This window comes from Microbacterium tenebrionis (genome assembly GCF_020682665.1).
In the GTDB taxonomy this organism is placed as follows: domain Bacteria; phylum Actinomycetota; class Actinomycetes; order Actinomycetales; family Microbacteriaceae; genus Microbacterium; species Microbacterium tenebrionis.
This window is the reverse complement of sequence record NZ_JAGTTM010000001.1, coordinates 934399-960325: the sequence shown is the minus strand read 5'-3', so window position 1 is coordinate 960325 and position 25927 is coordinate 934399. Positions and strand designations below refer to the sequence as shown.

Sequence of the window (25927 nt, the reverse complement as noted above, 5' to 3'; positions counted from 1 at the left end):
CCCGTCGGGCTCTTCGCTGTGGACGCTCAGCTGCGGCGAGTAGCGCGGGCCATGCCGCGGAAGGTCGCGACGACCGTCTCGTCCGCGACGACCACGACGTCCACGACGGCGCGGCGCTCGTCGGCCCAGCTCGCCTGTGCCGAAGCGTGCAGGCGCTGCCCTGAGCGTGCGGGGGCGAGATAGTGGATCTGCGCGTCGGCCGTCGCTGCGTGCGGGATCAGTGTGTTCGCCGCCATCGCGAGGGCCTGATCCGCCACCGCGAAGATGATCGCCCCATGTGCCATGTCGTTGGCGTTGACGTGTTCGGGCCCGACGACGAGCGACACCGAGGCGCGTCCCTCGGTCGCCTCGTCGATCGTGAAACCGAACCATCCGAACGAGGGCTCGTGCGCCAGGATCCAGCTGATGTGCGGATCGATCACACCCATCAGCCGAGTCTTTCGATCACGAGTGCCATGCCCTGACCGCCTCCGACGCAGAGCGTCGCCAGCCCGAGCGTCTTGTCCTGAGCGCGGAGCGCCCGCAGCAGTGTGCCCGTGAGCCGAACGCCGGTCGCGCCGAAGGGATGCCCCAGTGCGATCGCGCCGCCGTGGACGTTCACGCTCTCGGGGTCGAGCCCGAGCTCGCGAATCGTAGGGACCACCTGAGCCGCGAATGCCTCGTTGAGTTCGATCAGATCGATGTCGCCGATGGCGAGTCCCAGTCGATCGAGCAGCCGCCGGGTGGCGCTGACCGGACCGAGGCCCATGATCTCGGGCGAGAGCGCCCCGGCCGCGGCGCCGAGAATCCGCCCCAGCGGGCTCAGTCCGAGCTCGGCTGCCTTGGCTGCGCTCATCAGGACGGCTGCGGAGGCACCGTCGTTGAGCGGGCTCGCATTGCCCGCCGTGACGGTTCCGCCATTGCGGAATACCGGCTGGAGCGCAGACAGACCCTCGAGAGTGGTGGCGGGGCGAGGCCCGTCATCGGTCGAGACGACCGTGCCGTCGGTGCGGGTATGCGGGGCGATCTCGCCGGAGAACCAGTCCTGCTCAAGCGCGGCAGCGGCGCGTCGCTGCGACAGCAGCGCCCAGGCATCCTGATCCGCACGGCTCGTCGCCGTCAGGTCGGCCACGAACTCCGCGGTCTTGCCCATCGAGATGTAGACGTCGGGCATCTCACCGATGCTCCGGGGATCGATCCACGTCTCGCTACTATCGAACACCCGGTCGGCGCGAGCAGCAGGCGCTGCCGCATTGGGGTGAATATTGACCGACACCGGCGGCGTACTCGAAGTCGACTCAACACCCGCGACAAGGAACGCCTCGCCGTCACCTGATCGGATCGCGCGCGATGCACCCGCTAACGCCTGCAGGGACGATGCACAGAACCGGTTGACGGTCGCGCCGGGGAGCGTGTCATACCCCGCGTACACCGCCACCCGGCGGGCGAGGTTGTCACCCTGCGCACCCTCGGGGACGGCCGTGCCGAGGTAGAAGTCATCCAGGGCACCGGGATCGAGCGACGACACCTCACCGAGCGCGGCCCGGACAGCCGTCAGCGCGAGGTCCTCCGGACGCTCGAGCGCAAATGACCCCTTTCGCGCTCGACCGAACGGCGTTCGCCGATAAGCCACGATCACCGCGTCCTTTGGATCGAGTCGTGCCGACATATTGCACACCTCTCCGCATAATGGCTATTCGATTCGAATCGTATCGCATTGTTAGCTCACATGGCAGATCGAGATCGACGGCATCCTCACGCCAGTGATCACCCTGGCCTCACCGGGGGGTCCGCTGCACAGACTGGTGACACCTTCAAATGGCTAGATTTCCCCGATCTCCTGCCCCAGCCTTAGGTACAGCTCCGTCACCATCTCGTCGTTGACACGGTAAACAACCCACTCCCCGCGCTTGCGCTCCGCCTTGGGCGGGTTCGCGATCAGCAGCCCGGCCGCCTCGAGTTCGCCGAGGTATGGAACGATCGTCGAGGGCGCGACCGCCAGGACGTCGGCGATCGTCTTGCGGCCGACGTTGGGCGTCTTGCGCACCTGGCGGATGATTCCGGCCTTGACCATGTTCCCCAGGATCGCGAGAGGTGCTTCGGCTCCTTCGCCGTCGGCCGGCCGCGCGTATTTGGGCATGGATCCATCATGCGGCTGCACACCCTAAGAATCCAGCAGAAACCGAATTGATTACCCGTTTACTTTGTAAGTGGATGGGTGTACCGTTCACATCATGTTGAGGCTGACGCAGTCGAACTCCTCCCGTTTCGGGGGTCACGAATGCGCCTTGTCCCCCAAATGGCCTACAGACATGCGTAACCGAATGGGAGTAGCGTCCAGTTCGTCACTGCGGCTTTCGCCGGTTCAGTGCACTACCGGCCGCGCCGCCGTCCTGAAGCTTCGGGAGGGCTGACCACCATGGCCAGTGAGCGTAAGAACCAACGGGGTCTGACGTGGGCCCTGACCGGTGGAGCGATCTTGCTTGCCGGTCTCATTGCGATCTTCGTCAACGCCGCGCTGAATCAGCCGGACGTCGCCCCGACGACTCCCCCGGCATCCACGACGGCATCCTCGCCGCCGGCCACGCCGCCTGCGACGGATGGTGATGTCGTCGACCCGAACGTTGCGGATCAGGGGTGGGTGCCCGAGCCGATCACGACGGATCCCGACCTCTATATCCGTCGCGCGCTGGAAGCGGCATCCACCTTCGATACGCAGCTCAGCGAGCGTGACGAGTGGCTCACCTACCTCGACGCCTGGTTCACCCCTGACACCCGGTACACCTCCGAAACCGATCAACTCGAGGAAATGAAATCGGCGCAGCTTGAGCTGCGCCAGTCGCTCGTCCTTCCGGAGCCCGAGTGGGACTCGCTCGCTCAGGAGGATGGCCGGGTGACGGCGTCCGTCACCGGTGATATCGACTACGTCGATGTGCCCGAGGACCCGAGCGGCGACATGCGGATTGGCACGGCGGATGTGACGCTGGCCTTCACCCGAACATCGGGCGACGGCGCGGAGACCAGTTACGAGGAGACGGTCCGCGTCAGCGTGCAGGTGTTGTGCGGTGCAGGTTCCGTCCCCACCCCTGATTCGTCGCAGCAGCCTGGCGACTGCAAGATCGTCCGCTACTTCCCGGAGCCCATGGAGCCCTGATGGGTGTCCCCGCCTTCGTCGTCACGGCCCTCGCCCGCTCGAGGACCGCACGTCGGATAGTGACCATGCTCCTCGCCGGCGTGACGATCCTCATCCTCGTCGCTCTCGCCCCACTCGCGATCATCCCCATGGCCCTCGCCGGAACCTCCCTGACAGCTCCCGCGGCGGCCGTAGGCACCGGCCCGGTTCCCGCCGTGAGCGGCGACTGGGGGTACCCGGTCGCCGGCGACTACTTCAAGGGCCGCGGCTTCGGATACAACCCCGTAGGCGGATGCTCATACTGCTCCACCGACCACCAGGGATACGACATGTCCCAAGGCTGCGGAAGCAGCATCTACGCCGCCGGCACTGGAACGGTCATCACGGCCGGCGCATTCTCCGGCTGGGGAAACACTGTCCGCATCGACCACGGGGGCGGCCTCGTGACGCTCTACGGGCACATGCAGTGGGGGTCGCTGCGCGTCTCCGTCGGCGATGCCGTCATTGCTGGGACCGCGGTCGGCGCTGAGGGGAATACGGGCAGATCCTTCGGCTGCCACCTGCACTACGAAATCCAGCGCGCCGGGATCGCCATCGACCCGGAGCCGTTCATGGCCGCACTCGGCCTGCCTTTGAAGTGAGATCGAAAGAGAGATCATCGTGAACATGCCATTCGACGTCGACGTCCCCGATATCAACCCGGATTTCTCGGCCCCGTTCTTCCAGGGCCTCCAAGTCATCGCCTCCTATGTCCTCGCCGGCGCGATGATCGTGGTCTTCATCATGCTGGTCGTCGCCGGCGCCGCACTCAGCTTCCGTGGCCTGGCATCGGATCGAGTGCGCACGTGGGCGGGCGAGAACATCCTGTGGATATTCATCGCCGCCGCCGTCCTGGGAGCAGCCAACGGTCTGTTCGCCTGGTTCGTCAACTTCGACTTCGGATTCTGATGTTCGGATCGCGCACGGCCGTCACCGGAGCCCTCGTCGGACTCCTTGTTGCCCTGTGCGTGTCCATCCCCGCTCACGCATCCACCCCGGAACAGACGAGCGCGGCCGCGGCGGCCAACCCATTGATGCCTATCTCCGGACAGCCGTGGTCATCGCCCGCCTACCCCGTGCTCTGCAACCACACTTCGGGCCAAGTCTCATGCACCCCGACGAAGGGGAGCGACGTCAAGCCTCAGCAGTGTCTCCGAGGAGTGCTGATGGACGGTGCCCGGGTCACCGTGTGCACCACGTACGAAGCGCACGTTCCCGCAATCGAGGCAATGGGCGGCAAGGCACTCGTCGTCGAGTATGGCTGCAGCGTCGGCGACGTCGTGTGCGTGACGTTCGAGAACGCCGGACGCGGCATGGCGATCGCGACCACCGCGGCGATGCTGCTGGTGGCCGCGAACATGCGGTTCGATACCTCCACAGTGCTGTGGACGGCTGCGGTCGGCGAATGGTCGTTCTGGCAGTGGGCCGTCCTGGCCGTCCTGTTCGGTGCGATGGTGTGGGCGATCGCCGCCGCCATCGTGTCCGGCAACCGGGATGAGCTGGTCGGGGCGATCGTGCGCACGTTCATCGCCGTCCCCGCCGTCCCCCTCACCCTGTGGGGCACCGGTCACCTTCTCAACGCGATCGACGACCTCACCTGGTACGTGATGAATCGCGACGGCCCGGTCACGTTGTTCCAGGACCTGCAGAAGGTGATGTGGGCGGGCGGGCAGGCGAACTACTTCTTCGCGTTCCTCATCCACGGGCTCCTGCTGCTGTCGTTGCTGCTGCTCATGCTGGTCTTCGCATTCCGCAACATCGCCCTCGCCGCATTGATCGCCGTCGGCCCGGTGGCATGGATGCTGTTCCCGGTGCGCGGCGTCGGCCCGCAGTGGGTCGTCCGTTACATCTCCGCCGTCGTCGCGCTCCTGCTCGCCGGGCCATTGACGAACGGGTTCGTCGCGTTGATTGTCAACGGGCTCGCGGATGTCGACAGCATCTGGGATCCGCAGTCCTGGCCGCTGCTGGTGGGTCTGGTGCTCGCCGCGTTCGCCCCGCTGGCGGTGTTCAGCCTGTTCACCTTCGTCGGCTCGTCCGCCACGGACAGCATCGGATCCGGCATCGGCCACACCGCAGGCCGGATGGCCAGCAGCGCGGCACGATCCGTCGGGCGGATGCCCTCCCGCCTGGCCGGGATGCCGGCCGGCATCCCCGCCTCCGGAGCCTCCCGAGGCGTCGCGTCAGCTGCGGCGGCGAAGCCGGGCGGGCGCAGCACGCACGGCCCGGCCGGTGCCGCGGCTCCCGCCCGAGGCCGGAACACCAGCCCTGCCGCGAAGCCGACGTCGAGTGCGACCTCCCAGACGCCGTCGCGTCCGGCGTCGCCCGCACCGCCTGCACCTGTTGCTCCTGGAAGGAAGTCGTCATGACCGCCGCGTCGAGTGATGAGCGTCCGGTTCGGCTTCCGGGCCGGTCCCGGCAGGGGATCGTGCTCGGAATGGATGGGTGGCAGCTCGGTTGCATCGCCGCCGCCGCGATCATCGTGCTGATCTTCACCAACCGGTTCGGTCCCGTCGGACTCCTCTACGCAGCGCCCCTCTATCTCGCCCTCGGCGTCACCGCCGCGATCACCATCCACGGGCTGTCGGCGCCGAAGATGGCAGGTCTCTGGGCGATGAAGCAGACCCGGCATGCGGCCGGTGCGACGAAGCAAGTGTTCCGGCCCGAGCACGTCCAGGTCGTGGGCACCCTCAACCTTCCCGGGGTGCGGGCATCGGTGCAGCTGTGGGATGTCGACCGGATCGCGTGCGTGTACGACCCGCGGAACCGCACCGTGTCCGTCACCGCGGAACTCGAAGTCCAGGGGTTCCTGATGCACGACGCCCCCGAACGGCTCGATCTGGCCCAGCAGTGGTCCCGCGTGCTGGCGTCCTTCACGCAGCGTCCCGGGGTGAAGAGGATCACGTTGCAGGAGCGGACTTTGCCGACGACGATCCGCGCCGCCCGGGAGCACTACGACGCCATCACCGAGCATCGGGAGCTCGACCGCACGTCCCCGATCGCCGCGAACTACGAGCACGTCATGAACGGGTCCGAGCGGTTCGCGGTAGCGCACCGCAACTACCTCACCTTCACACTCGACCTCCTCGCCCTCGCCGCCCAGGTCAAAGCGCTCGGCGGCGGCCGGGTCGGGGCGCAGGCGCTGGCGCTGATCGAGACCCGCACCCTCGCCGACGCCCTCTCGAACGCGAAGATCCACGTCCGCGCCTGGCTGTCCCCGCGTGAGATCGCCGCTCTCGCCCGGGTCACGTTCGACCCGGAATTCGCCGCCAACATCCAGAACCGCACCGACGATCACACCGGGGTCGACCCCCTCGCGATCGGCCCAATGTATCTGGAGGAGCCGCGCGGGTCGAACCGGGTCGTCCGCACCGACTCCGGGGTGCATACGACGATGTGGATCCACGAATGGCCGCGCTCGGACGCGCACGTCGGGTTCATCGCACCCTTGGTGTTCGCCCGGCACCCGCACACCGGCGACGCCGTCACCCACATCTTCTCGCTGGTGCTGACGCCGGTGCCGTTGAAGCAGGCACTCAAGCGGGTGCGGGATGAGAAGAAGGTGTGGCGAGGCAACGAGAAGCTCCGAGCCAAGCGCGGCACGGACGGCAACGCCGCCGACGACGCAGACTGGCTCGCCCTCGAAAAGGAGGAGCAGGAGCTCGTCGCCGGACACGGCGAGTTCCGGTACGGCGGATATCTCACCGTCACCGCGCCCGATGAGGGCCAGCTCGACCAGGCCCTCGCCGGGATGCGGAACGCCCTCGCCCAGGCGGAGATGGAAGCGCAGATCCTCTACTGCCAGCAGGCCGAAGCGCTCATGGTCAACGCGATCCCGATCGGACTGGGGATGAAGTGATGACCCGACGCGCTCTGGTCTTCGAACCCGACGGACTCTCCCGACAGGAGCGGCGACGCCATCGTCGCGAGCAGCACCGGAACGACCGCGCCCAGGTCGCCCCGCCGGCTGCGCGACGCGAGCGCGGACTACCGGAGGCGGCCGCGCCCGGCCCGTTCGGCCCCGGGCTCACCGACGGCGGGTACTGGAACCTCGCGCCCGTGCATGTGCCGCCGCATCAGGCGACCTCGCAACACATCGCCGGGATCTACCCATTCGTCGCCGACGCCGGCCTCGGACACCGCGGCCCCATCGTCGGTGTCGATCTCAACGCCGACGCCCTATGGCACTTCTCCCCCTGGGAGACCTACGCGGACAGCACCGACCGCGGCTCGTTCTCCACCAACGTCCTCGTCCTCGGCGCATACCGAGCCGGCAAGAGTGCGGTCATCAAGACCCTCGTCACCCGCTCCATGGCGTTCGGGCATCAGGCCGTCGTCCCCTCCGACCCGAAAGGCGAATGGGTCGCGGTCGCCGAAGCCATCCCCGGCGGGAACGTCATCCGCCTCGGCGGCGCATACGACACCCGGTTGAATCCACTGGACCGGGGCCCCAGGCGCACCGGCGTAACGAATGAGCAGCACGAGCAGATGGTCAAGCAGCGCCGGATCACCGTCCTCACCTCTCTCGTCGGGGCTGCCCTCCCCGGCTCCCACCTCACCGCCGTCGAACACGCCGCGCTCCTCGAAGCCCTCGAGCGCTGCATCCGCACCACCGACGATCACCCCACCCTGCGCGGCGTCTACACCGAACTGACCGGCCTGACCCGCGAGGCCGACCGGGACCGGCACCTCGCCCAGGGCGCCATCCAGCCTAGCTTCGTCCTCCGCCGGTTCGTGAACGGCGACCTGTCCGACCTGTTCGAAGACGAATCGACCGTGCAGTTCGACGACGCCGCCCCCATCGTCGTCGTCGACACCTCCGAGCTGTTCGCACGTGGGGACCTGGTGGCGCAGCTGTCGCAGATCTGCACCACCGCATGGAATCAGGCCGTGATCTCCGACCGTGCCGCGCACCGCACCCGGTACGTGATCCGTGAAGAAGGCTGGCGCGACATGACCTCGCTCGCGTCGCTGCAGATGTATCAGCAATGGTTGAAACTGTCGCGCCACTACGGGATCAGCAACATCGTCATCCTGCACAAGATGGGTGACCTGGATGCCGTCGGCGAAGCCGACTCGCAGGAGCGAAACCTCGCCTACTCGATCGCCGGAGACATCGAGAACAAGTTCATCTTCCGCATCAACCAGCAAGAAGGTGCGAGCATCCATCAGCGTCTCGCGATCCCACCCGCCCACGTCGCCATGGCCCGGCAGCTGCGGAAAGGCGAGTTCCTCGCCTACGTCGGCCAGTTCTCCTACCTGGTCGACGCGTTCGCCACCTCCACCCCGTGGGAATACGACCTGTTCAAGACCGACGACGCCATGGAACTCGACAGCCGGTACGACGACGAGTTCCGCACCCTCGACGACCCCGTTCTCGAATCGCTCTGGCCGGGAGATTCACGATACGGCGACACACCCGCCGGTCCATCAGCCGGCGACGCATCCGTTGATGGATGGCTGACCCAGAAGGAACTGCAATGACCACCGACACGATCCCCCGCGCATACGCGACCGTCACCGGCCCCCATGCAACATTCGTCGGCCCGGACGGGCAGCCCGAGCCGATCAGCGCGACCGGCGACGAGGATATCCGCCGTGTTGTGGTGCGGCGAGCGACCGACCATGCCCGCCGCGCAGGAACCGCGCTCGAGCTCGTCACCTCCGGGGACCGCGGTGAACACCGGCTCCTGATCAGCGCGGCCGGCGAGATCACCGCCGCGCCGGCAGACGTGCCCGAGCCGCGCAATGCGCCCACGCCCGGCGTGAACGTGGCACCTCCCCCGGAACCAGACCCTCCCGATCACACCATCACCGGCGACAGCGATGCGGATGCCGATGCCGATCTCGACGCCGGGAGCGATGGGACTATCGCACGCCGGTCGTTCATCACCTCCGGCGAGACGCAGGCGACCGGGACCGGATGGCGTCACCTCGCCGCCCGGGCCGGCATTCGCATCCCCGAGACGAAGACGCAGCGCGCGCGTCGAGAGGCGATCGCGAGCGTGTCGCGACACTGGGCCGGCTACCGGAACATCGCCGTCGCGAACGGTAAAGGCGGGGTGGGGAAGACGATGACCTCGTCGATGCTCGCCGCCGTGTTCGCGCGCCACGGCGGAGGGAACGTCCTTGCCTGGGACAACAACGACACCCGCGGCACCCTGGGATGGCGGACCGAGCAGGGCCTGTACGACACCACCATCCGTGACCTCCTCCCCGCCGCCCCCGACCTGCTGTCGGCGACGGCATCGGTGTCGGACATCTCCCGGTTCGTGCACCACCAGTCCGCCGACCGGTACGACGTACTCCGCTCCAACCCCGAACTCCTCGCCGCCCATCAGCGCATCGAGCACGCCGACTTCGACCTGCTCATGCAGGTCGCGATGCACTACTACCGGCTCATCGTGTTCGACTCCGGCAACGACGAGTCCGCCGACCGGTGGCTGCGGATGATCGATTCCGCCCACCAGCTCGTCATCCCCACCCTCCCCTCCCCCGAATCCGCCGAATCCGCCTCCCTCCTCCTCGAGGCGCTCCGGCAACGCGACCGGCACTCCGCGAACCTTGCCGCGAACGCGGTCGTCATCGTCACTCAGCCCGAGGCCGGGTCCCGCCGTGACATCGATGCGATCGCCGCCGGGTTCACCGACCAGGTGCGGGTCGTGGAGACGGTGCCGTTCGATCCGGCGCTCAAGTCCGGCCCGTTGCGGTTCGATGCCCTCCGCCGCACTAGCCAGGATGCGTGGATCCGCGTCGCCGCAGCCATCGCCACCGGGCTCAGCTGAGGGGGCCGGGTCATGAACAACAGTTGGTTCGGTAAGGCTCTCGCCGTCCTCGTCGCGGCGGCGTTTCTGCTGAGCCTCGCATTCACGTTCATCGCCGAGTCGGTCACCGCGGCGCTGTGCGGCGCCAGACCGACAGCCTCCAGTCTGTTCTCCGGGCTCATCCTCGCCATCACCGGCGACCCCACCCAGTACCAGGTCGACGGGACATGCGCGCTGCCCGTGTGGCAGATCCGCATCGCCGACCTCGTCGCCGTGCTGCTCCTGGTCGCACTCGCTGTCGCGGTGTTTGCCCTCTACCGCCGGTATCGGGAATCGGATCGTGCGTTCATCACCGACCTGCGCACCCGGCCGGGGTTCGCGGCGGCGTCCGAGATCCGTCAGCATCTGTCCGCCAAGGCGGTGCTGCGTCGCGCCAAGCAGCTGCGCCCCGACCTGCAGCATCCAAAGCCCACCGACGTGGGGTGGCGGATCGGGCGTTCCCGCGGCCGAGATGTGTATGTGTCGATCGAGGACTCCGTGGCGCTGGAAGGCCCGCCCCGGTCCGGTAAGGGGTATCGGGTGCTGATCTCCGCGATCCTCGACTGGTCAGGTCCCCTGATCACGACGTCGACGACGAACGACAACCTCACCGCGACCATGCACATGCGCCAGCACCGCGGCCACACCCACGTCTTCGACCCGCAAGGACTCTCCGGCGTCCGCAACCCCCTCCGTGTCAGCCCCCTCGCCGGCTGCGAAGACCCTCTCATCGCAATGCAACGCGGCACCGCGATCATCACCGGCACCGCGCTGGGGGCGTCGACCGCGAACGGGGAGTGGGCGCAAGCATCTGGTGTCGTCCTCGGGCGGCTCCTCCACGCCGCGGCCGTGGGAGATCGCACCATCGAGGACATCTACGATTGGGGCTCCAGCCCGGCCCTGGCCCGTACCGCGGTCGATGTGCTCCGCTCCGACGGGGCACCCGGATGGGGCGACAACCTCGAGGCGACGATCAGCGGGGACGAGAAGATCGTCTCCTCGATCTGGTTCGGCGTCCAAGGCGCCGTCGCACCGCTCGCCGTCCCGCAGATCCGCTCCGCCCTCATGCCCGGCCGGGGCGACCCGCTGTTCGATCCGAACGAGTTCCTCGACGCCGCCAATACCCTGTACCTGATCGGCTCCTCGTCCGGGGCATCCGCGATGGGCGGGTTCCTCGGCGCTCTGCTCGACGACATCGTCGAGGTCGCCCGCAACCGCGCTCTCGCCTCCCCCGGCTCCCGCCTCGCGCACCCGCTCGGGCTGATCCTCGACGAGATCGCGAACATGTTCCGCTGGGGTGCCCTCCCCCGCGTCATGGCCGACGGCGGCGGGCGCGGCATCTGCACCTTCGTCGTCCTCCAAGCCCTCTCCCAAGCAGAAACCAACTGGTCCCGCGCTGAAGCCGACACCATCTGGGCCGCCGCGACCGCCAAAGTCCTCCTCGGCGGGGCATCCCATGTCGCGCACCTCCGCGACGTCGAAGCACTCCTCGGCACCCGCGACGCCCGGCGCACTGAGCGCTCCTGGAACAGCACCGAAGCCGGCCACCACACCAGCGAACGCCAAGACCGGCTGCCGCTGATGTCGGTCGACGAGATCCGGCGGATGCCGCAAACCCTGGGGCTGCTCGCCTACCGCAACCGGCGCGGCGTGCTCCTCGACCTCGCCGGGTGGGACGAACGTCGCGACGCCCGTCAGATCCAGCACGGCAAACGCAGCACCGAGCAAGAACAACGAGCCGTATTCGGCGCCGCCACGACCACGCCCCTCACACCGGAACCCGCCGCACCGGAGGCAGTCGATCCCGAGCCGGCCGAGTCCGCGGAGGCGGTGAGTGAGGAATGAGCAACCGGCGCCGCACCGGGCTGAAAAACCTGTACCGAGATGAGTTCCTCCGCTCTCGGGCCTGGTTCGCACGACGGGAACGCTGGTTCCGCGCCCACACCCGAACAGGCGATGTGCCCTGCGCCGCCTGCGGTGCCCCCGGCACCCGAGCGGATCTTGAGCTTCATCACCTGGACTACCGGGGTGTGCGGATCATCCGCGGGCAATGGCAGGCCTGGGAAGACGACGGTGACCTCATCGCCCTGCACCCTTACTGCCACGACCTACTGCACCGCCTCATCGACCGCGACATCATCCTCGCCACCCACCGCACCCGCCGGCAAGCATCCGCCCACGCCCTCCAGGTGCTGCAGGTGAAGCTGCGCCCCGTGAAGGACGCGTCATGAGCGAACTCGACCCGAACGATGTCGACGCGCTCCTTGCCCGGGAGCTCTCCGGATTCGACCCCGGCACCCGGTACGGCAACTCGTCCCCGATCGGCGGACTCGTCACCAACTGGCGCGAACTCTCCGGCACGGAAGCCACCGAACGGTGGAACGCTCTGCGGGACTGGGTGGAGTGGTGGACGACCCGCTACAACATCCCGGTCAGTGTCATGCCGAACTGCTGGTGGCAGCACGGGAACATCGTCGAAGAACTCTCCGCCCTCCACACCGCGCACGTCGCCGCGTTCGACGCCAGCGACGCCGGATTCGGGCCCATCGGCTGGCACGAACGTCTCGCCATCGCCGTACCCCGCCTCTCGCGAGCGTACGGCGGGGGATGCAACAACGGGCACAAACCTCCGAAACCACGCTCCTGGGCAGGAGTAACAGACGAGCAGGAATGGACGGCGTGGACCAGCCAGGCCCACGCACAGTGAAGGATGCACCGGCGTCCTCGAAGGAAAGGAAGAAGAGTATGACTACCAAGATCCCGGTCACGCTGGAGGGCAACCTCACAGCCGACCCGGAACACGGCACCGGCGAATCGGGCAACGAGTACGCCCGATTCTCGCTCGCGGTCAACGACCGCCGCCTCAACGAAGACACCGGACGCTGGGAGGACGCCGGCACGGTCTTTCACCGCGTCGTCGTGTTCAGTCAGCAGGCCCGCCACGTGACCGACTCGCTCCACAAGGGCGACGCCGCGATCGTCGTCGGAGACCTCCGCTTCGGCACCTACACCGACAAGGACACCGGCCAGACCCGCGAGACCCGCGACGTCATCGCCGACAACGTCGGCGCCTCCCTCAAGTTCACCGGCGCGGCCATCAACCGCGCCCCAAAAGCTAGCGGCCCCGCAGCAGACGCTTCGGGGCCGGTAGCGGAACCGGCCTCGTACGCCGGAACCGGAGTCACCCGCTGAACAATCACGCCGAGCGGACGGGAGTCATCGTACTCCCGTCCGCTCCCGACTGACATCCCCACTTGTCCCGGCAATCACGGACACCCGTTCACACCACGTACATCGAAGTACACTGAGTACACAAGAGTTCACAAGGAGCGTGGATGTCTCCACACCAGACGCAGAACCCATTCCGTCCCACAGCCGGTGCCGAGCCGCCCCAGCTGATCGGTCGGGCGGGCGTCCTGGACGAGTTCGTGTACGGGCTCCGCATCCGCTCCGGCGCACCCGGGTTGCTGACCATTTTCACGGGCGCGAGGGGCATCGGCAAGACTGTCATGCTCGGCGAGGCCGAGGACGCCGCACGCGCTCAAGGGTGGGTGGTCATCTCGGAGACCGCAACACGGGGGTTCATGGGACGGATCGGCGAATCGATGCGCACGACCGCCGAAGAGCTCGGCGAAGGTCCCGCAGGTAGACGAGTCACGGGGATCGCCGCTGCCGGTTTTTCGATCACCACCGAACTTCCCCCGCGTGAACAGGCCAGCTGGCGACACTTGGGAGACAACCTCCTTCGGCTCCTGGACGACCAGCAGACCGGGCTGGCCATAACGCTGGATGAGATTCACGGTGCCGACCGCGACGAACTGGCCCAGCTCGCTGCAGCTGTGCAGCACTTCATCCGCGACCGGCTCCCGATCGCGCTCGTCTTCGCCGGTCTGCCCGCTGCCGTATCGGACCTGCTCAACGAAGGCGTCGCCACGTTCTTGCGCCGTGCCGACCGCATCGACCTCCATGCCGCGGCGATCGAGGAGGTCGAGACGTCGTACCGGGAGACCTTCGCCGGCCTCGCCCACCCGTTGGACCCTTCGCTCATCCGGATCGCTGCGGCATCGACCGGCGGATACCCCTTTCTCATCCAACTGGTCGGCTATCACCTGTGGCAGCTGGCCGAGGTCACCGACGCCCCGCTGACAGTTGCCGACGTCGAGGTCGCTCTCGCCGCCGCGCATCGCCGCAATACTCGGGTCGTCATCGACGCCGCGTTGTCCACCGCTTCCCCGAAAGACCTCGACTTCCTGCGGGCGATGGCAGAAGATGACGGACCGGCGAGTACGGCGGACATCGGCCGCAGGCTCGGGGACCAGAAGAACACTGTCGGCAACTACCGGGCCCGGCTCATCGACGCAGGGCTCGTCCAGCCGGCGGGACGCGGCCGGCTGGAGTTCGCCATTCCCGGGCTCCGGGAACACCTGCGTCAAACCCAGTGACGAGCGATTGGTGAGGACCATGCCTGAACCTGAAGAATGGATCGCCGCGAACGGGCCGCGCCTCGTGAGCGATGACCCCGACGACACCGCCATCCCGGACACGGTCCTGGATGACCCCGGGCTGTCGCTCGCCGCCAAGGGACTCTACGCGTTGGTGATCCTCCGGCAGGGGCAACCGTTCAACCCGTACGAGGACGCCTTCGAGGATGTCGGCACGATCAGGGCGGCGGTCGAGGAGCTGGTGTCAGCGGGTCTGGTCTCGCGCGTCCCGAAGGCGTGAGGGACGCCCTTTCCCGGTGAGATGATCGCTGGGTGCGCGTCATCCAACTCTCCGTGAGGGGCGTGGCTCGTCCTTGATGAGCAGACGAAGCCGCGGTTCCTCATCTGCCGTTCCCCGATGATCCATAAGCGTACGGGCGAGACACACGTCGTGCATCGTGTGGAGCGCTGGAACCATATCCCGGAGCAGCGTGCCACCCTACGCAAGACCTGGGCCTGATGCGCCCGGCCCCGAGAGGCCCTGGTGCGGCGCGGCCGGATCGACGTTGGGCCGGTATCGGTCGAGGATCTCGTCGACCCGGTGAAGGGTCTGCTCCTTGGCGTCGGTCAGTCTTGCGTTGACGATGGGCTCGGCCTCCTCAGCCACGCGTTTGCGCATCTCGGCGTCAATGTCATATGGTTCCAAGCCCCGGAGGACGCGGGCGGCGGAGTCCATTCGTATCTCATCACGGAGCTGTGCGCGCCTGCGGAGGTAGTGCTGTTCGTAGATCTGCGGGCGTTGATCCCGGATGTTCTGTAGTTCCTGCTCATGTTGGATCTGGAGCGTGGTGAGCTCGCGCTTCTTCATGCGGTGCAGGGCGTCCAGGTAGCGCTTCGACCGAAACGCTCCGTCCTCCGCGCCGTGCTCGTCTCGGTCGACGGAACGCTGCAGGTACTCGGCTGCTGGCAGTGGCCCGTCAAGCAGCTCGCGCCGGAGCGAGCGCACCGCCTGCGGCAGCTCCAGTGCGCGGCTGTGAACGGACTCCGTCGCGATGACGGCCAGTTCCTCGACGGAGCGCGGTGTCGTGAAGTACTTGTCCGCGGCGGCGTCGTTCGCGCGTCGTTCTTCCGCGTAAATGCGCCGGATCGTGCGCGGCGGAAGGCCGGCTTTCTTCAACCGGCTGCGGAGCCGGGATGCTTCCCGTCCGCGTGCACGCTGCTCTTCAAGGTTGCGTTCGTACCATTCTCGATAGGCGTCGGGGTGCTTGCGTCGATGCGCGGCGGCGAGGGCGCGTTGCCGTTCCCGGACAACTTCCGCGTTCCTGTCGCGGTATCGCTGCGCTCCAGCCGCCTGGTTCGCCTTGGCACGCTCCGGATGCCGCTCCCGATAACGCCGCTGGTACTCACGAACCTTCTCCGGGTGCTCCTCCCGGAACCTTCTGCTCCGTTGCCGCGCCGCCTCGGGGTCACGGGAGCGAACGAGACGGCTGTGTTCATTGTGCTTGAGCCGTCGGATCTCGCGCGCCCGTCGACGCGCGAGTAGCCGGCGATCTTCTGCGCGCGCGGCCTCGGGGTCGGCATTCCGCTTCGCTCTCCGAGATTCAATGAACCTCTGTCGGTACTTGGCCACGAGTTCGGGATGCGCCTTGCGCCAGGCCGCGGCCTGCTCCCGTGCACGGGCCTTCGCGTCGTCGCTTGCGACCATGATCGGTCATTCCGCGTCGCCCGTATCGGGGACCAGCGCGTACACGTGGGCGGTCAGCGCTTCGCGGTGGGCGGTCGGGTCCACGATGGCGCGTCCGATGAGTCGGCGCAGTTCGTCCGTCGCTTCCGCCTTGGCGGTTTCGTTCAGGCACCAGTCGATGTCGTCGATGAGCTTGTACTCCGGTGCGTCGGCTGGGAGCCGTGGGTAGTACATGATCGCGATGGTTGCGACTCGCTGCAAAAGCACGTCCGCGTCTTCCAGATTCATCAGATACCTCTTCCTTCAGCGGGTGGATTGAGACCAAGGTTCGGGAGCTCACCGGGGTCACGGCGAGCGTCCGGTCGAGCGTCGGATACCGGCGCTTCGTGTCGCTGCTGGTCGGCGTCGGCCAGCATGCGCTCGTAGCAGGTGAGTCGAGTTTCCAGCTCGGCGCGGGAGGTCGCGCTGAGCTCGGCATGCGGTTCGACCGCCCCGAGGCGGGCATGGTGCTGTGCCTCGTCAGCGGCGGAGACGGCGTGAGCGTGCAGGAGGGCTGTCCGTGCGGCAAGGATCCACGCCGTCACCTGCGCGACCCATCGCCGATACCCACTCTCAAATGCACGGTCTCCATCGGACGGGCGCGTGGCTACGCTGCCAGCGCGAGATTCCGGATCCATGTCGTGGGCGGTGCGGGACAGGTCTCGGTATGCCGCGTGCGCGGCATCTTCGAGATCGGGTTCGGGGAGGCCGCGCATCATCTCGTCGGCGATGACCTTGCGGGCGCCGGAGTCGGTGGTCGAGATCACGATCGCCTCATTGTGGCGACGGCCACGGGTGAGCCCGACATACAGGCCGGATGCGTCGACGCCGGGGCCGACCAGGGACGTGTCTGTGGTCTCGCCCTGGATGCCGTGCACCGTCGTCGCATATGCCAGGTGCACATGCTCGGCCGCGTACTCACGGGTGATGGTGCGCACGTCTGCGGAGTCGTCCATGCGCTGCAACTCGAGGGCGGCCGGGCCGATCCGGGTGACGGTCCAGATCGCACGGTTCTCGATCCCGGCCGTACGGTCGTTGCGGCGGGTCTGTACGACGTCGCCCTCGAGGATGCGCTGCTCCTCACTTCCGATCGCCATCCGGCCCAGGCCGAGCTGCCCGCGTTCCACACGTTGCTGCTGGATCGCTTCATTCACCTGGGCTGCTTCATCGTTAGTGGCGGTCACGATAGCCACCGTTCGTGACAGCGCTTGCCGGTGGAAGTACCCGTCCACAAGGGCAGCACGGGCAGCATCCGAGTCGGGGACGTGGCGCACGTGCCCGGTCCGTTGCAGTTCCGCTGCAATGTTCGCCGCGTCCTCGGCAGAGCGCGGTGAGCGCAGGCACAGCGTCAGGGCGGCATAGAGCGGATCATCGAACCGGTGCACGCCGGACAGCTCGATCGCGCGTCCCGCCCGCCGTTGAGCGAGGGCCATCGCTCCGGCATGACCCACGGGCGTGGCCTGATGCGGGTCGCCGACCAAGGCGACTCCCGCGCCGGTCTCCAGCGCGAGTGCGGTCAGGGCGTCTGCGGCGTGGAGGTCGAGCATCCCTGCTTCGTCGACGACGATGCGCATCCCCGGGCCCAGGCGCATGTGTCGCGGACCGCGGAAGATCACCCCCGTCGCGGGGTCCCGTTGCCCGGGGCGGAGCCGCCACCAGACCTGTGCGCCGGCGTCATCGGTCCGCCACCGCCATCCGTGATCGGCGACCAGCGCATGCACACTGGTCCCGGTCGCCCCGATCTCCCGGCTGGCGACCGCGGCCGCCTTCCGAGTCGGCGCGACGATCAACATCCGCCGGCCTTTCGCCTCGAGCATCCATCGCGCCGCTCGAAGCAGGGTCGTCTTCCCTGTCCCGGCCGGCCCCGTCACCGTGACCAGCCGCTCCCCGCCGGCGACGGCGAGGGCGGCGGCTGCCTGGGTCGGATCCAGCCGGATCCCCAACTTCAGTGAGTTCTCAGTCGTCACGTGGTCCTGTTGTTGGTCGGCGGGGTCCCCGCCGCTGACGCTGAGGCAGGTCAGCCGTTCGCCGAGCCGGGTCTTCAGGTCGGCGAACTCGTGGGTGACCAGCGCCTTCACGTGGGCCGGCTTGCCCTGCGCGTCGGGCAGCAGATCACGGGTGTGTGCCAGGGCCCGCCAGGTGACGTCGTCGATCAGTCGTTGCAGCTCGTCGCGGGCTCCGCTGACATCGGATGCGGCGACCGCCCGGGTGGCGCCGGCACGCACATCGAGGACACTGAACCGACCGTTGTTTGATCGGGACCGTTCGTCGGCGTCGACCACAGCCCTCCGAGCGAGCAGGGCCCGATCGACAGCGTCGGGATGCCGCGGCCGCAGCTCTACCGGAGGGCGTGCATTCAACACATATACGTCGAGGTCGGTGATTTCGTCTCGGACGAGGCCGGCCCAGGCGGCCTCGTCCAGATCGTGCGGTTTGTCGGGGCGGCCGGTGGCCCAGGCGTACCGGTCGATGCGTTGCAGGACATCGTGGCTCGGTTCCTCACCAGGATGCTCTGTCCGCCAACGAGCGAGGTGTACGGCCCGGTTCGCTTCGATCTGATTGGAACGGCGTGACAGCGGCCGCACCACGTGCGCAAGCTCCGCGATCTCCCCGGTCTCATTCAGGGAGTATCCGTGGCGGGCGAGCGCGGCGAGCCACTCGGGGTCCGTGCGGGCGGCGAGGTCGCCCTCCGCGTTGATCAGATTCTGCACGCGCATCGCGACCCGCGAGTCCACGTTCGACCACCGGGCGTCGAGACCTTGAACCTTCACCCCGAGCCACAGGTGCCGGTGGATGTGCGGGTCCAGTGCGCGAGACCGGCGATGCTGCAACTCGACGACTTCGATCCGCGCCAAGTCCTCGCGGATCCGACCGCCCATCCCCCGGCGCGCATTCAGCTCAACGAGCCATGTGGAGATGATCCGATCCCGCAACCGGTCCTGCAACGCCTCGAACTCCGTGGCAAGCTCCGGGTGGATCAGCGCCGCGATGCTGAACGACTTCGGCGCGTTGACCGTGCTGTCCAGCACCAGGTCCGCATGTGGCGACTCCAGCCGGCGCCCCCGGTGCTCGCCCGACAGCGGATCGGCCCCATCAACCCAGCTCGCGAGCTGATCCGCATCCAGCTCGTCATGAGTTACGCCGTCCCGCGCAGCGACGAACCGTGTGACCGTCGCGGCGCCGACACCGCTGTACGCGTCCAACGCGACAGCGCCCGATGACCGCAGGTGGGAGTCGCATGTTCCCCGCAGCGCGTAGTCCATCGCCTGGCGGACTCCTCGCGAGCCAACGCCACGCTTCCAGCGCTCCAGACCTCCACGCATGACGTCAGAGTACGCCGTATTTGCCTATTGCGCCAGACTATTCACAAAAAGTGCCTGCGTGCATTGCCTTTGCTTCGTCTCGCCGATGGGCGCCTCGGGGTATCGTTCCAACGCGCTTCTCGGGGCTCGCAAACGTGTGCTCATCGGGCATGGGTGCGGGCGGCATACTCGTGCGGCGATGGCGCGGCTAACGAAATGTTCGATCTGAAGGAACTGAAGCCGTGCGTTCAGGAGGCCGACCTGCGGGCAGCGCGTTGCCGACTTGTACTGCGTCTAGAGGGCGTGCCTGTGCGCAACGATGCACCGCGGGGTGGGGAGGCTCGCGACGAACCTCGAGTGCTCCGACCTGTCAAGCGTGTGGCCTATGCCGCTCTGCGGCGTGAGTTTGATCGTACCGGCGCACGATGAGCCATTCCACCATCCCGCCGAATACGCCTCCGGAGCGATTGTGCGAGGTAGTGCTGCCGCCGAGCACGACTTCGACAGCTGACTGCACACGATTGGCAACTCAGGCTTCGCTCTGCGGACGGCCATCAGTACGTCATCGCGCGGGTTGTCCCAACGAGCAGTGCGTCCATTCGATATGAACACTACGTTCGGGTCAACTGCGCGCACGAGGTACTCGATCGCTGCGGGGGTTGCTGCAGGAGTGCCCATGAGACCGCCATGGTGGGGAAGCACCAAGTAAGGAGCTTGAAGGTCGAGCGTCGAGGTGTCAGAAAGATGGCTCAGGCCAACTGAGTCCAAGTCGCCCGGAATGACTATGAGGGGTTCGCTATCGACTGTCACACGGACCACGACGCTCATTGAGTTACTCGAGATATGTGATCCAGACCTGTCCCGGCCGCCAACACCCAGCCTCCGCAAGCGCAGTCGTGGCGCGTGGACCTCGATCGCGACTCGTGGGCCGAGCTCTGAGATGTCCATACCCTTTGCTGCTTCATCGTCTGCGATTGTCTGACCAGACTCCGCGAGGTCGTCGAGTTGGTACGCAAGACTCAGCCATGCGTCCGTACGTTTCATGCCGTCGGAGTTCCAGATGACACGACCGATCCCGATGCCATTCGAAAGCAGGGCTGATAATCCGCCGATGTGATCGTGGTCTGCGTGGGAGATCAGTACAACATCGATGTACGTCAGCCCTCGCTCACGAAGAAACTCGAGGATTGCACCATTCGGGCCTGTGTCCACGAGTGCTGTCGCTGTTGGAGTGGAGATGAAGATGCAACTGCCATGCCCGACATCAAGAACGACGACCTCTAGGCCTGGTGGAGCGTCAAGCGATGTGCTGGTCACTCTTCGAACTCCCATGACGAGAGATAAAGTTCGTCGCCGCTCACAGTGCCCAGATTCGCCTCGGCATGGCACAGGAAGTCAGGCTTGCTTGTGACGATCTTACGAAGAGCGGCAGGCAGATCGACTTCACGTAACGCCACCGCTTCGGAACTCCAGCCCGCCAGCTTCGCGTAGACCGTGCGGTTCTCAGGGGCGTAGTCAGTGAATCGCACGACTGCGCGCCACGGGCGGCGCTCCGCGACAAAGTTGCCCTGTAGTTCCTTGCGAACGAGTTCGAGCCCAACCCCAAGCGTGTCCGGAGTGAGCCCATCCGGTGGCATCACCACCGGAATCCACCGGCGCAGGGATCGGAACTCGTCCACCGCTGACTTGTTGTAGGTCGTGCAGAGGAGGGCGGGGAACATTCGCTTGTACCAGGCCGCGACCAATTGTGCTCCGGTGAACTGTGCGTAGCCCGCCGGGGCGAGCTTGTGGTCACTGACTGCACCAACAGCGCCAATGTTGCGGGCGAGGAAGTCTTCCATTGTTCCGAGAGGACCCGGCTGATCGACGGGTTCCCATTCGTCGCTTTCGATGGCGTAAGCGAGACCCTCGCGAACATTCTGATCGTCGTCGAGGATCGCAATCCGGCTTACCGAGTCAGAAGAGGCCGCCATCGTCTTCTCCTATTGTGGGGATGTCTATCGTGAATGTCGCTCCGCCTAGGGTGCCGTTCGCGATCGCCGCGACTCGTCCTCCTAGGTCGCTCACCGAGTCGCGCACGATGGTGAGCCCAAGCCCCGTTCCCTGGGCTCGCTGAGTATGTCCGGGGAGCCAGATCTCATCCAGCGTGATTCCAACGATGCCGGGACCATTGTCCGAGACCGCAAGGTGCCAAGTGTCGGCATCGTACGTCGTGACGATCTCGAGCAAACGCGCTTCGTTTGACGACTGCTCGAACGCTGACAGGGCGTTGTTGATGAGATTAGTGACGATGGACTCTAGAGCAGCAGCCGAGCCGCGGGTAAACGGTTCGCGGCCACCCTCGATCTTGAGGTCAAGCTGGACTGCGCGACCCACGAGGAAGGCCTCAAAATTCGAGCACACATCACGGACTGCTTGGTTCAGGTACACCTTGCCGGGGCGACGCTTGTCAGCCGCGATCAGATCGAGAGTAGCTGTCGACAGCACGGTCAAAGCGGACGTCGCCGCGCGCATTCTGGTGAGGGCGGCGGCATAGTCGGAGTCGTAGTCGACTTGGGGGTTGCGTTTGAGTCTGCTCTCGATTCCTGTGAGAGAGGTCCCAATGACTTTGAGCGGATTTCCGGTGGACTCGTGCGCGAACGTGGCTGCTGTGATGCCCGCTGTGCTGAGTGTCCGGTAGAGCTGCACTTCCCGCTTCAGGGTCTCCGCCTCACGATCACGGTCGCGTTGATACTGACCGAAGGCAAGTTGCAGCGCAGCCTTGGATTCGTCGTCTTGAACCTGCTCGATTGAGTCGGCGACGGCCTTCTCGCTACGTGTTTTTCTTGCCGCCACTTCGACCCGAGCAGCGCGGCGTTTGTGTTCAGCGGCTTCTAGCCGCTTGTGAGCCATCCAGTTGAGCGAATCTGTTGCGAACCGGCGCAGTTCTTCAAAAGCCGGCGTCTCTATGAAACCTGAACGATCGGTCTTCTGACTGAGCAGGTCTTGCGCATCGGTGACACGCACGCGCCCGATCGAGGTGTTCGTGCTCGGACGCTCCTCAGGACTTCTCGCTCGCGCAAGATTCATGTCGAGCCAGTCGTTCCCGGGGTTGCCATATGGAGCTACCCGCAAGCCGTTGACGTAGATATGCACGCCGCCGAAACTCTCGAGCCACTCTCGGACGGCCGCGAGCTGAATTGGTCGTGATTGGAATGACCGCGCGTTCAGGATGAAAGCCCAGAGTTCAACGTCGGAGTCGGGAATCTCGTAGGGTGAGTTACTCCTAGAGAGATTCTCATGGGTAGCGGTCCAGAGGGCTTCGCCGCGCCAGTCCTCGACCTGTGCTGACGCTATCCCCGCGCGCACGCTTGCCACCAGGTGGTATTCCGCTTGGTCGAAGTACCTTTGCTCGACTTGCGCCGCCAAGTCTGCAAACACGTCCGAATGCAAGTGCGGGCGGAAGGATCCCTTGACGTCGTTGAATGGGTCCGCGAGCAGAACGAGGGCACGGGCCAACCGCCGGGCGTCAACCCTGCCGATGGGCTGGCGGAGTTGTCGGAGCTCGATCGTCGTGCCCTGGGGGGCAGCCGAGGGAATACGTTCCACTTCCAGTTCGACATCATCGACGGTCTGAACAGATTCAAATCGCTGCCAGTCGATTACCACCGAGTACTCGTACCCGTCACCGGGCCGAGACCGGAGGTGAGCTACGCGCCCCAACCGCAGCGCCGCAAGCCGCCCCAGGCCCTTGTTTCCCGCGGGGCGGCGTCCGCGCGGGGTCAACTCGTGCGTGTTCTTGGTTGAGCCTCCCAGGACCAGCCATCCGCCCAAGATGTCATCAGCGGTCATCCCAGAGCCGTCGTCGTCAATCACGATCGTTCTGGGATTGCCATCGCGATCAAGCCACACGTTGCATTCAGTGGCGTCCGCGTCGTAAGCATTCTTGGCGAGTTCGATGATGCCCTGGTCGATGCTTGGATTCAGCTCTTCGCCCAGCCGTCGGAGAATGGCAGGCGAGAACCGAATGCGAGCAGACGATTCGACTACGTCCGCCATGGAATCTCCTTCAGCGCAGAAACTGTCAGGTGTCGGCATCGTATACGTTCGTCGAGGAATTCCCAGGTGGACTCCCGGCCCAGTAGTTCGACGATCGTCTCACAACCTTGAAGGGTGCCATCCAATGGCTTAACGACAAGCAAGTGGTTCTCAACGGCGGACGGCGTGGTGTCTGAGAGGATGCGGGCTCGTAGGCGTGGCCGATCACCCGGGCGCGACGTACGGTTGACGAGAACCAGCGGCCCGCGCTCCAACCGGCCCGCGAACCGGCGTCGTTCCGGCTTCCCCGTCGCGAGATTCTTCGCCGTCAGGTACGGCACGGTTGGCCCTTCGCCCGCATCACGGTGTGGGACGACGGGTCCGACTCGAACTTCGCAATGATCTTGCAGCCGCTCGCGCGCGCCGTCGTCCCTGACCCAAGGGACGTGCGGGCCGGTGCCGCCGACGTGGACCGTGAGGAGAAAAACGTGGATATCGGTGTGACTGTCGAATTGTCCCCAGGGCACTACGCGGCCGACTGTGCCAGTCGACTCTACGAAATCGCGCCACTTTCCGTAGCGTGAGCCGGACCGGAGCACGTCTGGCAACACGGCCAGCAGTGTCGACCCACGTTTCATATGGCGAAGTGCGTGTTCAACGAAGACCGCCGCCGCACTGACTCTTCCGCTGCCCCATGCGCGTTCAGACTCAAGCGAAAAGTACGGGGGATTTAGAGCCAGGTGTGTCACACCTTCAGCGAAGCTGGTATCCGCCAAGAAATCCGAACACGTCGTTTTCACCGTCACCGACTCTGCCGCGTGCAACAGCCGCGACCGCGCAATAGGCAAGAAGACATCCTCGACGTCATTCAGTCGGATGGATATCGCGGTATCGGTGTGGGCAGCCCACTCCACTACCGGCATGACCAGGTCTCCGGCGCCACTCGCGGGGTCAAGTATGACGGCGCCCTCCGGCAGGTCGGCGAGCTCCGGTTCCCACAGCTCGGAGGCAAGCTGACTCGCGGTGAAGAACGTCCCCTTCTGACGGAGAGTGTCCACATCTGCGAGGCGGCGGAGCGCATCGTAGGGCGAAACATAGCCTCCGGGTCCATCGCCGTCAGTCGGCGCGAACGTCTCGGCGTAAGCGCGAAATGCCTCGGACGTCACAGGTATCCGCTCCAACCGGCCAGCGTCCTCGCGACGCGCCGCGCCCCGGGCCATGCTGACGTGGCGCGTCGCGTGCATTCTTGCCGCGGCTGTGTCGTGAAGCTCATCGAGAATCAGCCTACGGGGGCATGCACTGCCGGCGCTCCATTGACCGTCGCAACCGGGGGCGGACCTGGCGAGACCGCTGGGTACCACACGGAGTCGGAGTAGGACTCCGACGCCAAACCGACGGCGAACCAGGTCCGCACCCCGCGCTAGCCCCCGCCGAGTCAAAAGAGCATCTGTGAAGACCGGTGAACGCTTTCGAACGCCTGCACGCCTGTCGCCGCGAGGTCAGCGATCGCCGCGCCAGTCAAACTGATCAGGCGACCAAACTCATCCAATTGAGGCTCGAAGCCTAGATGCGTGGCGGCCGCGGCCACGACGATGGTTCGCAGTGCGGGTATAGCGACGGTCTGCACCTCATCAGAACGCGGACCCGCCAGAAGCAGGTTGCCGTCTTTCAGGACGGCCGTCCGCACGGCTCCAGCGTCGTTATGAACATGTCCGTGAGCGCCGTGCTGAACTAACAGGCGCATGTCGATCTGCCCAGCGGCGGCCTCCAGTCGAGTGAAGTTCGGCTCCAGGTGCTTGCCATCCTTGGCCCGAGCTGGCATGACCGGCGTTGCCCACGCATACGGACGTCGGAAACTGACCGTCTCGCCGGGGATCGTGTGCTTCGCAATGAGGTCTGCAACCAATTGCATCCGCTCAGCGCGCTCAGCGGCAGGTGGCGCGTCCGGGTGAGGTTGCTGGTAGAAAGCTTCTAAGCGGAGAAGCTGCGTGGCGACGCCATGGTCGATGTAACGCCGCGCAATAGAAGGTCCTCCCTCAGCGACGACGACAGCCGTCACAGCGGTCTCGTGCAGTGCCCTCCACCGTGCCGCAGCACCCGACAAGTAGCCAGCTCGCAATAGCTCCGAGATTTCGCGCAGGGTAAGGGTCGTGGCGCTCTGCAGCAGAAGTAGCGCTTCTCGGACGTCCGCGTGGTCGTCGAAGACCTCCGACCTGGTGAACATGAGCGCGCAGCTCTGTTCCATCGCGTTGATCACTGCGTCAAGAACCGTCCAACCGCGCGCCCAGACGTGCGCGATGTCCTCTGCGACGCTTGCATCCTTCGACGCCCGACTCATACGCGTTTCGCGCCCCGCTCTGAGGAAATCGCCGGCGAGCTTCGGAGCGCTGCCGAAGATGAATGCCTTCTCTCGCCTCAACTCAGGGGCGTCGTCAGGATCGAAGAGTTGCTGCACCCACTCATCGTGTCCCATAGGAGGGCATCTCTCGCGGTGCGGCACGGCATGAGCCGGG

Annotated in this window: 24 protein-coding genes; 13 read left to right on the top strand and 11 right to left on the bottom strand. The window is 66.2% G+C overall.

Annotated features, from left to right (window positions below; all coding sequences use genetic code 11):
* Positions 1–26: 26 nt before the first annotated feature.
* From KEC56_RS04815 to KEC56_RS04805, 3 genes are all read right to left on the bottom strand, one after another.
* Entirely contained in the window at positions 27–428 is a 402-nt protein-coding gene (locus KEC56_RS04815; protein WP_227530042.1) for a PaaI family thioesterase, read from the bottom strand.
* Positions 428–1648 carry an acetyl-CoA C-acyltransferase gene (locus KEC56_RS04810; protein WP_227530041.1) on the bottom strand — a complete coding sequence of 407 codons (1221 nt, stop codon included), beginning with the start codon at positions 1646–1648 and terminating at the stop codon, positions 428–430. Before KEC56_RS04810 ends, KEC56_RS04815 begins: the two co-directional genes overlap by 1 nt.
* A gap of 153 nt (positions 1649–1801) precedes the next feature.
* Positions 1802–2119 (bottom strand): ArsR/SmtB family transcription factor, encoded by a 318-nt coding sequence (locus KEC56_RS04805; RefSeq protein ID WP_227530040.1) that lies wholly within the window; start codon positions 2117–2119, stop codon positions 1802–1804.
* 279 nt (positions 2120–2398) lie between these two features.
* On the opposite strand from KEC56_RS04805, the gene KEC56_RS04800 reads away from it, so the two are divergent.
* The 13 genes from KEC56_RS04800 (at position 2399) to KEC56_RS04740 (ending at position 14673) form a co-directional block, all read left to right on the top strand.
* A complete protein-coding gene (locus KEC56_RS04800) occupies positions 2399–3133 on the top strand; it encodes a hypothetical protein (protein ID WP_227530039.1) in 735 nt (244 codons plus the stop codon).
* Positions 3133–3753, top strand: coding sequence for a M23 family metallopeptidase (locus KEC56_RS04795; RefSeq protein WP_227530038.1), 621 nt, complete (start codon positions 3133–3135; stop codon positions 3751–3753). Before KEC56_RS04800 ends, KEC56_RS04795 begins: the two co-directional genes overlap by 1 nt.
* 25 nt (positions 3754–3778) lie before the next feature.
* Complete coding sequence (locus tag KEC56_RS04790) at positions 3779–4060, top strand: hypothetical protein (RefSeq protein ID WP_227530037.1); 282 nt, start codon at positions 3779–3781, stop codon at positions 4058–4060.
* Between the two features lie 257 nt (positions 4061–4317).
* Complete coding sequence (locus tag KEC56_RS04785) at positions 4318–5517, top strand: hypothetical protein (protein ID WP_227530036.1); 1200 nt, start codon at positions 4318–4320, stop codon at positions 5515–5517.
* Positions 5514–7007: an SCO6880 family protein gene (locus KEC56_RS04780; RefSeq protein ID WP_227530035.1), complete on the top strand. Its 1494-nt coding sequence runs from the start codon at positions 5514–5516 to the stop codon at positions 7005–7007. Before KEC56_RS04785 ends, KEC56_RS04780 begins: the two co-directional genes overlap by 4 nt.
* Positions 7007–8632, top strand: a complete 1626-nt coding sequence (locus tag KEC56_RS04775) for a putative type IV secretion/conjugal transfer ATPase (RefSeq protein ID WP_227530034.1) — start codon at positions 7007–7009, stop codon at positions 8630–8632. Before KEC56_RS04780 ends, KEC56_RS04775 begins: the two co-directional genes overlap by 1 nt.
* Entirely contained in the window at positions 8629–9933 is a 1305-nt protein-coding gene (locus tag KEC56_RS04770; protein ID WP_227530033.1) for a MinD/ParA family ATP-binding protein, read from the top strand. Before KEC56_RS04775 ends, KEC56_RS04770 begins: the two co-directional genes overlap by 4 nt.
* Positions 9934–9945: 12 nt before the next feature.
* Complete coding sequence (locus tag KEC56_RS04765) at positions 9946–11796, top strand: type IV secretory system conjugative DNA transfer family protein (RefSeq protein WP_227530032.1); 1851 nt, start codon at positions 9946–9948, stop codon at positions 11794–11796.
* The gene (locus tag KEC56_RS04760) at positions 11793–12182 is read left to right on the top strand and encodes an HNH endonuclease signature motif containing protein (protein ID WP_227530031.1); all 390 of its coding nucleotides are present in this window, start codon (positions 11793–11795) and stop codon (positions 12180–12182) included. The genes KEC56_RS04765 and KEC56_RS04760 overlap by 4 nt, the downstream gene beginning before the upstream one ends.
* Positions 12179–12658, top strand: coding sequence for a hypothetical protein (locus KEC56_RS04755; protein ID WP_227530030.1), 480 nt, complete (start codon positions 12179–12181; stop codon positions 12656–12658). The genes KEC56_RS04760 and KEC56_RS04755 overlap by 4 nt, the downstream gene beginning before the upstream one ends.
* 38 nt (positions 12659–12696) lie before the next feature.
* The gene (locus tag KEC56_RS04750; RefSeq protein WP_227530029.1) at positions 12697–13143 is read left to right on the top strand and encodes a single-stranded DNA-binding protein; all 447 of its coding nucleotides are present in this window, start codon (positions 12697–12699) and stop codon (positions 13141–13143) included.
* 143 nt (positions 13144–13286) lie between these two features.
* The gene (locus KEC56_RS04745) at positions 13287–14393 is read left to right on the top strand and encodes an ATP-binding protein (protein WP_227530028.1); all 1107 of its coding nucleotides are present in this window, start codon (positions 13287–13289) and stop codon (positions 14391–14393) included.
* A 19-nt stretch (positions 14394–14412) separates the two neighbouring features.
* Positions 14413–14673 (top strand): hypothetical protein, encoded by a 261-nt coding sequence (locus KEC56_RS04740; RefSeq protein ID WP_227530027.1) that lies wholly within the window; start codon positions 14413–14415, stop codon positions 14671–14673.
* Positions 14674–14871: 198 nt separating this feature from the next.
* Here KEC56_RS04740 and KEC56_RS04735 read toward each other — a convergent pair whose 3' ends face one another.
* The 8 genes from KEC56_RS04735 to KEC56_RS04700 all read right to left on the bottom strand — a co-directional run bounded on the left by KEC56_RS04735 (position 14872) and on the right by KEC56_RS04700 (position 25869).
* Positions 14872–16077, bottom strand: a complete 1206-nt coding sequence (locus tag KEC56_RS04735; protein WP_227530026.1) for a hypothetical protein — start codon at positions 16075–16077, stop codon at positions 14872–14874.
* Between the two features lie 6 nt (positions 16078–16083).
* Complete coding sequence (locus KEC56_RS04730; RefSeq protein ID WP_227530025.1) at positions 16084–16344, bottom strand: hypothetical protein; 261 nt, start codon at positions 16342–16344, stop codon at positions 16084–16086.
* Entirely contained in the window at positions 16344–19418 is a 3075-nt protein-coding gene (locus tag KEC56_RS04725) for an AAA family ATPase (protein WP_227530024.1), read from the bottom strand. The genes KEC56_RS04730 and KEC56_RS04725 overlap by 1 nt, the downstream gene beginning before the upstream one ends.
* Before the next feature lie 273 nt (positions 19419–19691).
* Positions 19692–20729, bottom strand: a complete 1038-nt coding sequence (locus KEC56_RS14095) for a ComEC/Rec2 family competence protein (protein ID WP_227530023.1) — start codon at positions 20727–20729, stop codon at positions 19692–19694.
* Positions 20711–21370 (bottom strand): hypothetical protein, encoded by a 660-nt coding sequence (locus KEC56_RS04715; protein WP_227530022.1) that lies wholly within the window; start codon positions 21368–21370, stop codon positions 20711–20713. Before KEC56_RS04715 ends, KEC56_RS14095 begins: the two co-directional genes overlap by 19 nt.
* Positions 21354–23435: a sensor histidine kinase gene (locus tag KEC56_RS04710; RefSeq protein WP_227530021.1), complete on the bottom strand. Its 2082-nt coding sequence runs from the start codon at positions 23433–23435 to the stop codon at positions 21354–21356. The genes KEC56_RS04715 and KEC56_RS04710 overlap by 17 nt, the downstream gene beginning before the upstream one ends.
* Positions 23423–24580, bottom strand: a complete 1158-nt coding sequence (locus tag KEC56_RS04705; RefSeq protein WP_227530020.1) for a DNA methyltransferase family protein — start codon at positions 24578–24580, stop codon at positions 23423–23425. Before KEC56_RS04705 ends, KEC56_RS04710 begins: the two co-directional genes overlap by 13 nt.
* A 269-nt stretch (positions 24581–24849) precedes the next feature.
* The gene (locus KEC56_RS04700) at positions 24850–25869 is read right to left on the bottom strand and encodes a DUF5677 domain-containing protein (protein ID WP_227530019.1); all 1020 of its coding nucleotides are present in this window, start codon (positions 25867–25869) and stop codon (positions 24850–24852) included.
* Positions 25870–25927: the final 58 nt, after the last annotated feature.